General features: G+C 67.3%; 2 protein-coding genes. Both read right to left on the bottom strand.

Features of this window, described 5'->3' with window-relative positions; translation table 11 throughout:
- Positions 1-9: 9 nt before the first annotated feature.
- Positions 10-2,073 carry a murein biosynthesis integral membrane protein MurJ gene (gene murJ / locus LQV45_RS25070; RefSeq protein WP_230009332.1) on the bottom strand — a complete coding sequence of 688 codons (2,064 nt, stop codon included), beginning with the start codon at positions 2,071-2,073 and terminating at the stop codon, positions 10-12.
- A gap of 62 nt (positions 2,074-2,135) precedes the next feature.
- Positions 2,136-2,620, bottom strand: a 485-nt coding sequence (locus tag LQV45_RS25065) for an NUDIX hydrolase (protein WP_230009331.1), incomplete at its 5' end; no start/stop codon positions are given.

Below are 2,620 nucleotides of genomic sequence, written 5' to 3'. Positions count from 1 at the left end.
GAGCCGGGATCATTTTTTCTTTTTCCCGCCAAACGGGAAGTAGGGGTTGTGGCCGGCCGGCCCCTGGTAGGTGCGGCGGCCCGGCAGGGGAACATCGCCCTTGCCCAAGCCGCCCTGCGCGGTGCTGGGGAGGTCTTCTGCCGGCAGGTAACCGCCCTCCGAGCCAGCGGGACGGCCGTAAGGGAACGAGTCCTCTTCCCGAATGTCGGGACCGGCACGGAACGACTCGGCGTCGAACTCGCCGGAAATTCGCGGAATCAGGCCCGTATCCACCGAGACGGTGGCCCGCTCCGGTGCCCTCCGGACCTCCGCCGCGCCGTCTGCCTGCGGCCCCGTGCCGGGCCCTGCGGCGGTGCTGCGCCGGAGCCGCCCAAGCAGCGGCTGCAGGAGGTCCTGCAGCTCGGTGACCCGGAAGAGCTTCAGCAGCAGGAAATAGGCGGCCAGCATGACGGGACCGACGACGACGATTGTCACCAGGGCGGCGGTCCGGTCGCTCCAGGCGTAGCCGTCCGGGTTGTAGCTGCCCAGCAGCCACAACGCCACAGCTCCGGCGAGGGCGGAACCCAGGGCCGCATACCCCATGCGGATGTAGGAGCTGGCGATGCGGGGCCCGTCGAGGTGGCCCAGGAGCCGGCGCAGGAAGGTCGCGCTGACGATCACGGAAAGGATGTTGCCGGCCGTGTAGAGGATCGCGATGGCGAAGATGATCTGATCGAACGGCAGGAACTGGATCGCGAACGCGGCCGACAGGTTGACCAGCGCCAGGACCAGCTGGATGAAGAACGGCGTCCGTGCGTCCTCATTGGCGGAGAACACCCGCGACATCATGAAGTTGGCGCTCATGAACGGGGTGCTGAGGGCCAGGATCGTGAGGGTTTGGGCCAGCATGACGCCGTCCAGGCGATTGTTGCCGGAGAAGAACATGCCCAGCGGTCCGGCCAGCGCGAAGAGCGCCAGCGCGCCGAAGACGGTTGCCACGGCCATGGTCCGCAGCCCGTGGGAGAGCGCGTTTCGCAGGGCGGCCCGGTCACCGTCCTGGGACGCCCGGGTCATCCGGTTGAACAGCACGGTGGCCAGGGACAGGGCAATGATGGAGTGCGGCAGCAGGTACAGCTGGCTGGCCACCTCCAGCACCGCGTTGCCCGGAATGAAGGCTGCCGCGGGATCCCCGGCCTGCTGGAGGCGGAGCCGTTCCGCGCCCGGGATCGTCGCGATGCGCATGACGTAAAGGAAGGCGAACTGCCCGACGGCGGCTGTCGCCAGGGTCCAGACGCTCAGCTTCGCGGCATGGCCCAGACCGACCCCGCGCCAGCCGAAGCGCGGCCGCAGCCCCAGCCGGAGCCTGAACACGGGGATGAGCAGCACGGCGGTCTGGGTGACGACGCCGATTGTGGAGAACCCGGCGACGAGGATGGTCTGGAACGGGCCCCAGTTGTCGATCGTGTGCGGGTTGGTGGCGTTGGACCCCATGATGCCGATGAACATGCCCAGCCCGGCGATCGCCACGACGTTGTTGATGATTGGCGCCCACATCGCGGGTCCAAAGGCCCCGTGGGCGTTGAGGACCTGGGTCAGCAGGGCGTACAGGCCGTAGAAGAAGATCTGCGGAAGGCACCAGAACGCGAACGACACCGCGAGGGCCTTCTGCTGCGGCGAGTAGCCCTGGGTGGTCAGTTGAATGACTGACGGCGCCAGGAGCGTGACCAGCAGCGTGAGAACGAGCAGCACCAGCACCGCCAGCGTCAGCAGCCGGCTGATGTAGTCCGCTCCCTTGTCCGGCGCCTTGCTGGCTTTGATGATCTGCGGCACCAGAACAGCATTGAACACCCCGCCGGCCACCAGCAGGAAGATCAGGTTGGGAAGGTTGTTGGCGTTGATGAAAGTGTCGTTGACCGTCGAGCCCAGGCCCAGGGCGGCGGCCAGCATCCAGGTCTTGGCGAAGCCCAGGAAACGCGAAACGAGGGTTCCGGCGGCCATGACGGCGCTGGAACGGGCTTCTCCGGATTGGGCAGCTTTGGAATCGGCGGGGCCGGAGGGTACGGGGGCGGGTTTGGCTGATGACATCGTCTTCATCGTCTCACCCGCGCGGGGCATTAGTCGCTATCCGTGGACGTGACCGGCCGCACCGGCGGCCTTCAGCGGTCTTCCGGCAGGACTTCTTTGGCCAGATCCGCGATGCGGCGTTCGTTGGGGAAGGACAGCTTGCGCGCCAGCTCCTGGATCGGAACCCACGCGACGTCCACGGCTTCCTTGTCCGGATCGTTTTCGATGGTGAGTTCCCCGCCGGTGGCCCGCAACAGGTAGTGGTGCACGGTCTTGTGGACGCGGTGCCCGCTCACGGTGAACCAGTAGTCGATGCTCCCCAGCGGTGCCAGGATCCTGCCTTCGATCCCGGTTTCCTCGGCGATCTCGCGGACCGCGGCTTCCTCGTTGCTTTCCTTGCCTTCCGGGTGGCCCTTCGGCAGGCACCACTCGAGACGTCCGCCGCGGTTAAGGCGCGCGATGATCGCTACCCGCAGGTCGGCGTCGGACATGTCCACCACGACGCCGCCGGCGGAGATTTCCTCCACGGTGGGCAGGGAGGCCTGGCCCGTGTGCTGGACAGGCGCGACGTTGGCAC

Source organism: Microbacterium sp. Bi128, from assembly GCF_918698205.1.
This window is presented reverse-complemented; position numbering and strand designations above follow the sequence as displayed.